This window comes from Kitasatospora sp. NPDC127035 (assembly GCF_042726075.1).
Lineage (GTDB): Bacteria > Actinomycetota > Actinomycetes > Streptomycetales > Streptomycetaceae > Kitasatospora.
This window is the reverse complement of the sequence record NZ_JBHXDN010000106.1, coordinates 1-7,344: the sequence shown is the minus strand read 5'-3', so window position 1 is coordinate 7,344 and position 7,344 is coordinate 1. Positions and strand designations below refer to the sequence as shown.

The following is a 7,344-nucleotide window of genomic DNA, read 5'->3' as shown; positions in this document are numbered from 1 at the left end:
GCCACGCACTACGGGATGACCTGGGAGGTCCTCGGGTACGGGCCGGACGACACCGTCCACGTCGGGGGCCCCGGCGGCCGGTCAGCCCTGTACGGGCACCAGCCGGTGGCTGTCGATCTCGGCCCAGACCGCCTTGCCGCTCTCGTGCAGCGCGGCGCCCCAGCGGTCGGCCGCCCGCTGGACGATGAACAGGCCGTGCCCGCCGGGCACTCCGGGCCGGTGCGGCAGCCGGAGCTCCGGCAGGGTCGAGGACCCGTCGCTGACCTCGATCCGCAGACGCGCCTCGGTGGCGTCGAGCACCAGCTCCAGCGGGCCCCCGCCGTGCATCATCGCGTTGGCCACCAGCTCGGCGACGAGCAGGACGACGTCGTCGACCACGTCGGGGTCCACGCCGTCCTCGGGCCGTAGCCAGGACCAGTCGGCCAGTGCTTCGCCGGTGAACGCCCGGGAGCGGGCGACCGGTTTGGGTAGCCCGGCCAGCCGAAGCCGCCGGCGCTGCCCGCTCGCCGGGCGGCCGCTCCCGGACCGGCTGCCGTCGAGCGCGCCGCGGCTCGTCGCCATGGGTCGCTCACCCCTTCCTCGCACGGGTGATGAGAGGTCGTCTGATCGGTTGCCCCGGGGCATCGGAGTTATTCCTGCGCCTGGGGGTGGATGCCGGGCCACTGGGGCCCGGCGGGCACGGAGGGTGCCCGGCCGCGCCTCACGAGGCAAGCGCGGCGGGCACGGTCTCGTGGATGGAGAAGACCGCTTCGGCTCCGGTGATCTCCAGGAGCCGGGCGACCTGCGGGGACGGCGCGGCGAGCCGGAACTCGACGTCCGCGTTGCCGGCGGCGAGCCGCGCCCTCAGCAGCAGGTTGAGCCCCGAGGAGTCGCAGAAGCCGACCTCGCGCAGGTCCACGACCATCCGCCGGGGGCGCTGGGCCACCAGCTCGGTGAGGGCCTGCTCGGCCGGGGCGAGGCTGTCGATGTCGAGGTCGCCGCTCAGTGCGCAGACGGCCGACTCCGTGCCGGCGAGGCGAACCTCTACGCCCGGTGCGGTGGGCACGGTGGCCGCCGGGGCGGCCACCGGATACTGGTCGTCCTGGGCTGGCATGGTACGTGCCCTTCTCTCCGGATGCTCTCGGTGACCTTACGCCGATGAGAGGCCGTACAGCCAGGGGCGCAGGGGGATGCGCGGTCCCGGCCTCGGCGACGGGCGGGGACTCGGGCCGTCTCAGGACTCGTCCAGGCCGTCCCGGAGCCGCTTCAGGATTCGGCTGAGCAGGCGGGAGACGTGCATCTGGGAGACGCCGAGGCGGGCGCCGATCTGGGACTGGGTGAGTTCCTCGGTGAAGCGCATCGAGAGGATCAGCCGGTCGCGTTCGGGCAGTTCGGCGATCAGCGGCTTCAGCGCGACCAGGCTCTCGACCAGTTCCAGCCGGCCGTCCACGCCACCGAGGCGCCGCAGCGGGGAGTCCGCGGCGTCGGGGTCGGCCGAGGAGTCCAGCGACCCGGCGGAGTGACCGTTGGCTGCGGTGAGCCCCTCGATGATCTCTTCCTGCGTGAGGCCGAGGTCCTCCGCGAGCTCCGCCACCGTCGGCGCGCGGTCGAGGCCCTGGGCGAGCCGTTCCTGGGCCTTGGCCAGCGCCAGCCGCAGCTCCTGGAGCCTGCGCGGGACGTGCACCGCCCAGGTGGTGTCGCGGAAGTGCCGGCGGATCTCACCGAGGATGGTGGGCATCGCGAAGGTCGTGAACTCCACGCCGTGGCTGTGGTCGAAACGGTCGATCGCCTTGATCAGACCGATGGTGCCGACCTGGAGGAGGTCCTCCTGCGGCTCGCGGCCGGAGGCGAAGCGGCGCATGGTGTACCGCACGAGCGAGGTGTTGAGCTCGATCAGCGTGCCCCGGACGTACGAGTACTCGGGCGTGCCCTCCTCCAGGTCCCGGAGCCGCAGGAGCAGGTCCCGGGTCAGCTCGCGGGCGTCGGCAGGGGCGACCTCGGACGGGTCCGGTACCTCGGGCAGCACGTACGGCGCGGGCCGTTCGTCCTGGAGCGGCCGGACGGCCGTCGGCGCGGGCGGGGCGGTGACGGGGGAGGCACCCCTTCGTCCGGCCCGGCCGGGGACGGCCGTCGGGGCGGGGGCGAGGAGAGCATCACTGGGCGCAGCCATGTCGGTCCTTTCATCGGTTCCGCGATGACGAGGACGGCTCTACCCGGGACCGGCGGGGTGATGTCCCCCGGTCGCGTGATGATTTTGTGAAGAGAGGGAGGGGGTCGTGCGGGGAGGCGCCCCGGCGCCCCCGGCGCGACGGTGTGCCCGGTGTGCCCGGCGCCGCACGGGACGCCGACGGCGCGCGCCGCGGTGCCTGCCCGCGGAAGCGGCGTCCGCTACGCCGCGTCGTGGGAACCGCGCGAGGAGGCCCTGTCGTGGGTGGCCGTTCGGCGGGCGGTCCTGCGGCGGGAGGGCCGGACGAGTTCGGCGCGTTCGGCCTCGGTCAGCCCGCCCCAGATGCCGTAGACCTCCTCGGCCAGCAGGGCGTACTCCAGGCAGGCCCGGCTGACGGGGCAGTGGGCGCAGACGCGTTTGGCCTCCCGGTCACGGTCCTCGTGGGCCTGACCGCGTTCGCCGTTGGGGTGGAAGAAGAGTCGGCTGTCGGCGTGCCGGCAGGCCGCGCGGGTCTGCCAGCTCCCGTGGTGGTCGAAGACGCCGGGACGGCGGGGTCGGTCGCTCATGGGATCCGTCTGACCCGTCCCGCCGGGAGTAAACCGCCGCTCTCGGGGCCGCCGGGCCGCCCGGCCGGGGGAGCCGACGGGGTGTCGAGGGTCACACGGCGCGGCCCGGAGGGCGCGGACACCCCCGGACGGCCCGTCACGACCGGGCGGGCGCCGTTCCGGCAGGGGCCGAGGGCCCGTCCGATTCGGGACCTCCGTCCTCTCCCGTGCTGACCTTCGCCCCCGCGGCCGGGTCGGAAAGGCGGGCAACTGTGGACGGTCGCCCGGTCGGTTTCCGGGCGAGCGGGCCGTTCCCCCCGGGGGCGGCCCGCCTATCCGTCGTCTACGCCGGCGTACGGGGTGCGGGAGCACCGCCGTCCGCTCCGGAGGACCCGACTTCCATGTCACGCACCATCGACAACGCCCCGTATACCGCCTTCCACCGCAGGCTCGCCCTCGCCTGCTCCGGCGGACCCCTGCTCGACGGGTACATCCTGAGCATCGTCGGCGTCGCCCTCATCGGCATGCGCCCCGAGCTCGGGCTCTCCGCCACCGACGTCAGCCTGATCGGAGCCGCGGCCCTGATCGGCATGTTCGTCGGCGGCGCGCTCTTCGGCGTGCTGACCGACCGGATCGGCCGGGAGGTGATGTACACCGCCGACCTGCTCGTGATGATCGCCTGCTCGGTCCTGTCCTTCTGGGTCGACGCCGTCTGGGCGATCACCCTGCTGCGCTTCGTGCTCGGCATGGCGGTGGCCGCCGACTACCCGATCGCGACCTCGCTGCTGGCCGAGTGGCTGCCCGCCAAGCAGCGCGGACGGCTGCTCGGCCAGCAGATCGTCGCCTGGTACGCCGGCTCGGTGCTCGCCTACCTGACGGGCTACCTGTTCCTGCGGATCGGGGGGCCGGGCAGCTGGCGGTGGATGCTGGCCAGCTCGGCCGTGCTGTGCGTGGTGTTCCTGGTGATCCGCCGGGGCTCGCCGGAGTCCCCGCGCTGGCTCGCCGCCAACGGGCGGGTCGGCGAGGCGGTCCGTGTCGTCGAGAAGCACCTCGGCGTCCGGGTGGACGGGCGCGAGCTGATGCCCGAGCCGGCCGAGCCCGGCCGTGCCACCGGACTGCGCCTGCTGATGACCCCGCCGTACCGGCGCCGGGCCCTGTTCTGCGGGCTGTTCTTCCTCTGCCAGGTCGCACCGCTCTTCGCGATGCTCACCTTCGGGCCGCAGATCCTCGCGGCGTTCGGCATGCCGGGCGGGACGGTGCTGGAGACGCTCGGCACCGGCCTGGTGAGCCTGGTGTTCCTGCTGGGCTGCTACCCGGCGCTGCGCCTGATCGACACCTGGGGCCGCCGTCCGGTGATCATCTGGTCGTTCGCCCTGATGATCGTCCCGCTGGCCCTGCTGGGCCTGTGGCCGGCCGCCCCGGCCGCCGTCGCGGTCGTCGCCCTGTGTGCGTACGCCTTCCTGTGCGGCGGGCCCAACGTGCTCGACTGGACCTACCCCAACGAGCTCTTCCCGACCGAGATCCGGGCGACCGCCGTCGGCGTCGCGACCTCCGTGAGCCGGATCGGCGCGGCCGTCGGCACCTACCTGCTGCCGCTGTCGCTGACCGGACTCGGCACCGGGCCGACCATGCTGATCGCGGCCGGCGTCACCGCGGTCGGCCTGCTGGTCTGCGTGCTGTGGGCCGAGGAGACCCGGGGGGCGGGCCTGGGCGCGGCCTCGGCGTCGGAGACCCGGGCCGTCCGGGCGCAGCGCGCCCCGCAGCCGGTGCGCTGACGCCGCCGGCACCGCTGAGGCCGTCGGGACCGCAGACACCGCCGGGACCCGGCGGCCGGTGCGCCGGAACGGACCGCCGGTCACCGGCACCGGGCCACCGCCACGCGCGGGGGGCCGGGGGGGGCCGGGCGGGGCCGGGGGGGGCCCCGCACCCCCCGCCCCCCCGCGCCCCGCGCCCCGGCCCCCGGGGCACCCCGAGGCGGGGTGCCCCGTTGGGGCCGCTGAGGCCGGCGGCGGCCGCGTCCGCCCGGGACCACCGGCGGCCCGGCCGCCGTCCGGCGGGAGCTCAGCGGCAGTTCAGGAGGCCGAAGCTGTAACCCCGTGCCTTCAGGGTGCGCAGGATGCCGGGCAGCGCCGCGACGGTCTGGGCGCGGTTGCCGCCACCGTCGTGCAGCAGCACGACCGATCCCGGGCCGACCCCGGCGAGCACCCGCCGCTCGATCGCCGCCCGGCCCGGCAGTGCCCAGTCCTGCGGGTCGACGCTCCACAGGCTCACCGTCTTGCCCAGCCCGGCCGCCCTGGACCGGACGGTCGCGTTCACCCCGCCGTAGGGCGGGCGCAGGCAGCCCGGCGTCGAGCCGGTCTGCGCGCGGATCCGGGCGTCGGTGGCGGTCACCTGGTCCCGGAACGCGGACTTGGAGAGCGACCTGAGATCGGGGTGCGACCAGCTGTGGTTCTGGACGCTGTGCCCCTGTGACGCCACCCGCCGCGTCAACTCCGGGTAGCGGGCGACGTTCTGGCCGATCTCGAAGAAGGTCGCGCGCGCTCCGTACTGGGCCAGGACGGAGAGGACCTGCGGTGTGTACGGACCCGGTCCGTCGTCGAAGGTGAGGTAGACGACCCGGCCGGCGGCGTGCGCCGAGGTCGCGGGCAGGGCGATCACGGCCGTGGCGGCCGCGACCAGGGTGCTGAGCAGGAGACGGGCGGTACGGCCTGGCCGGCCCGCCCCGCGAGGCGAAGACATCCGTCCTCCCAACGGCTGTGCGGCGCAGGCCGTCCTTCCCGGTCGCGCCCGCATCCCGCCACGGTAGCCCCGGCGACCGCCCCGGCGACCCGCCAAAACCGGCCGGGAACGGTGCGCACGTGGCCTGCCGACGTCACCGCGTCCCACCCCCCGGCCCGGGCTCCGGAACCCAGACTCCGGAACGTTCGGCCGCGTCCGGATCGCGATGTCGGCGTGGCGTGCGTGTCCCGGGCGCGGAACACTCGGGCGCATGGGGACATCGGGGGAGCGGGACGCCGTGCGCGCCGTCGCGCGCTGGGCGGGGCATCCGGGGACACTGGGCGCCGTTCTGGTGCTGATCGTCAACGACCATGTGGGCAAACGGATCTGGCCGGACACCCTGCTCACCGGCAAGGCCAGCGACCTCGCCTGGATGCTCGCCGCGCCCCCGGTCACGGCCCTGCTCGTGACCCTGGTGCTGACCCCGCTCGCGACCCTGCTCGCGGCCCTGCTGCCGGTGCGCGCACCGCTGCGCCTGTGCGGCGACCGGCCCGCGGTGATCGGCCTGCTGGTCACGGCGGTGAGCTTCGGCTTCGCCAAGTCCGGGCCACCGGGCGGTGAGATCGCCTCCGGCATCTGGTCGTGGAGCGGGCTGCCGAGTCGGATCGAGGGGGACCCGGCCGACCTGGCCGCGCTGCCGCTGCTCGGGCTGAGCTGGTGGCTGTGGACCCGGGCGCGTGCGCCCCGGCGCCGCCGGCCGTGGTCGGCGGTGGTGGGTGTGCCGCTGGCCGTGGCCGCGATGGTGGCCACCTCGCCGACGCAGGACCGGACCCCGTTCCTCTGGGACGACCGGGGCCGGCCGGTGCTGGAGGTCGGGAGCGACCTCTGGACGACCGGCGACGGCGGCTCCACCTGGACCCTGCTGAAGGGGGAGCCCCCCGCCCGGCCCGGCGATCGGGCCCGGCGCCCGGACACCGGCTCCTGCCTGCCCGGCGACCCCCTGCACTGCTTCCGCCTGCTCGACTCCACCTCGCCGATCGAGGTCAGCACCGACGGGGGTCGCCACTGGGGGCTCGCCAACGACCCCGGCCCGTCGGTGCGGAGGAGTCTCCCACCTCCGCGGCCGTCCGTCCTGGTTCAGGCCCTGCCCGGGCTGCCCGCGGCCGCGACGCCGCGGGGGCCGCTCCCGTCGGAGTCGTCGGAGTCGCTGATGCCGGAGGTGCCGGTGCCGGATCCGCCCACCGTGGACCCGCCGATGCCGGAACAGACCGTCGACGTCGACCCGACCGACGCGCAGCCGCCGGTGCGGCCGACGGCCAGGGCCGACCATCCCGCCCAGATCGTGGTCGTCACCGTGCACGGTGGCTGGGCGGTGCTCGCCAACTACCCCGGGCAGGCGCTGATCCGGGGCGACCAGGACAACAGGTGGGAGTCCCTGGCGTACCCGGTCCGCCCGCCCGTCGTCCACGTCGAAGGACCGCGCTCCTGGGGCCTGGGCATCCCGGTCGCGGTGACCGCCGGATGCGCGGCGGCCCTCGCGGCCCTCGCCGCCCGGCTGCTGAGCGGTACCGCGCGCGGCTGTCGCGCCCACCCGGCGCTCGGGCTGGCGATCCGTCAGGTCGTCTGCCTGTGCTGGCTCTGGCTCGCGGCCTGGCTCTGCGGCGGACGTTTCCTGTGGGCCGTCCCCGGGGTGGCGTTGGCCGCCGTGCTGACGCTGCTCCTCCTCCCGATGCTGGCCGCGCTGTGGCGCGGGCCGCAGCCGCCCCGGCGGACCCTGCTCGCCGTGCTGGTCCTCGGCTCGGCGGTGGGCGTCGTCGCGCTGACGCCCTACCTGCGCTGGGCCGACGGGGCGATCGCCACCTGGTCCCGGGCCTCCCGCCTGGCCTTCCTCTGCGCTCTCGTCGGGACGGTCGCCGGCGCGGTCCTGGGCGCCGT

6 protein-coding genes and 1 pseudogene are annotated in these 7,344 nt (G+C 75.4%); 2 read left to right on the top strand and 5 right to left on the bottom strand.

From position 1 onward, the window contains the following. Window positions 1–81 precede the first annotated feature (81 nt). From ACFWIC_RS38985 to ACFWIC_RS38970, 4 genes are all read right to left on the bottom strand, one after another. Window positions 82–561: an ATP-binding protein gene (locus ACFWIC_RS38985; RefSeq protein WP_329881342.1), complete on the bottom strand. Its 480-nt coding sequence runs from the start codon at window positions 559–561 to the stop codon at window positions 82–84. A gap of 139 nt (window positions 562–700) precedes the next feature. Continuing rightward, window positions 701–1,093, bottom strand: coding sequence for an STAS domain-containing protein (locus ACFWIC_RS38980; RefSeq protein WP_329881341.1), 393 nt, complete (start codon window positions 1,091–1,093; stop codon window positions 701–703). 120 nt (window positions 1,094–1,213) lie between these two features. After that, on the bottom strand, window positions 1,214–2,149 hold the full coding sequence (locus tag ACFWIC_RS38975; protein ID WP_380521797.1) for a SigB/SigF/SigG family RNA polymerase sigma factor: 936 nt from the start codon (window positions 2,147–2,149) through the stop codon (window positions 1,214–1,216). A 218-nt stretch (window positions 2,150–2,367) separates the two neighbouring features. After that, window positions 2,368–2,712, bottom strand: a complete 345-nt coding sequence (locus tag ACFWIC_RS38970; RefSeq protein WP_329881339.1) for a WhiB family transcriptional regulator — start codon at window positions 2,710–2,712, stop codon at window positions 2,368–2,370. Window positions 2,713–3,092: 380 nt separating this feature from the next. On the opposite strand from ACFWIC_RS38970, the gene ACFWIC_RS38965 reads away from it, so the two are divergent. Beyond that, window positions 3,093–4,466: an MFS transporter gene (locus ACFWIC_RS38965; protein ID WP_329951215.1), complete on the top strand. Its 1,374-nt coding sequence runs from the start codon at window positions 3,093–3,095 to the stop codon at window positions 4,464–4,466. A gap of 286 nt (window positions 4,467–4,752) precedes the next feature. On the opposite strand, the gene ACFWIC_RS38960 is transcribed toward ACFWIC_RS38965, so the two are convergent. Continuing rightward, window positions 4,753–5,430, bottom strand: coding sequence for a polysaccharide deacetylase family protein (locus tag ACFWIC_RS38960; RefSeq protein ID WP_329881337.1), 678 nt, complete (start codon window positions 5,428–5,430; stop codon window positions 4,753–4,755). A 250-nt stretch (window positions 5,431–5,680) separates the two neighbouring features. Between ACFWIC_RS38960 and ACFWIC_RS38955 the strand changes: the two are divergent. Continuing rightward, window positions 5,681–7,344: pseudogene (locus ACFWIC_RS38955) on the top strand (hypothetical protein); the annotation flags it as partial.

Excerpts from the sequence above, each read along its gene's own strand:
- ACFWIC_RS38985 (WP_329881342.1), bottom strand. The coding sequence starts at position 561 with ATGGCGACGAGCCGCGGCGCGCTCGACGGCAGCCGGTCCGGGAGCGGC.
- ACFWIC_RS38980 (WP_329881341.1), bottom strand. The coding sequence starts at position 1,093 with ATGCCAGCCCAGGACGACCAGTATCCGGTGGCCGCCCCGGCGGCCACC.
- ACFWIC_RS38975 (WP_380521797.1), bottom strand. The coding sequence starts at position 2,149 with ATGGCTGCGCCCAGTGATGCTCTCCTCGCCCCCGCCCCGACGGCCGTC.
- ACFWIC_RS38970 (WP_329881339.1), bottom strand. The coding sequence starts at position 2,712 with ATGAGCGACCGACCCCGCCGTCCCGGCGTCTTCGACCACCACGGGAGC.
- ACFWIC_RS38965 (WP_329951215.1), top strand. The coding sequence starts at position 3,093 with ATGTCACGCACCATCGACAACGCCCCGTATACCGCCTTCCACCGCAGG.
- ACFWIC_RS38960 (WP_329881337.1), bottom strand. The coding sequence starts at position 5,430 with ATGTCTTCGCCTCGCGGGGCGGGCCGGCCAGGCCGTACCGCCCGTCTC.